The organism is Bacillus sp. SIMBA_005, assembly GCF_046535585.1.
GTDB lineage: Bacteria > Bacillota > Bacilli > Bacillales > Bacillaceae > Bacillus > Bacillus pumilus.
The window spans coordinates 1-231 of sequence record NZ_JAWRWI010001284.1 but is presented as its reverse complement, the minus strand read 5'-3'; the positions used below and the strand labels follow the sequence as shown (position 1 = coordinate 231).

General features: G+C 29.0%; 1 protein-coding gene. It reads left to right on the top strand.

Going from position 1 to position 231, the window contains the following annotated elements:
• Positions 1 to 171, top strand: a 171-nt coding sequence (locus tag SB660_RS24205; protein WP_410585191.1) for a DUF1290 domain-containing protein, incomplete at its 5' end; no start/stop codon positions are given.
• Positions 172 to 231: the final 60 nt, after the last annotated feature.

The following is a 231-nucleotide window of genomic DNA, read 5'->3' as shown; positions in this document are numbered from 1 at the left end:
ATTATATTGGCAATAAGTTTAGCTTTTCTGGGAGTCCATCTTGGTGTAGACTTGTATTTAGCAGGTATATTCGCATTTGGAGTCAGATTATTTCAGAATATAGCCGTTATCAGAAGAAATCTACTAACAAAGTGGACTCTTTCTAAAAAAAATAAAAAAAATGTGATATAAAAGAGGATATACATAGGATATAACGAATATTTTCAATAAACATAAAATGTGAAAAGCACA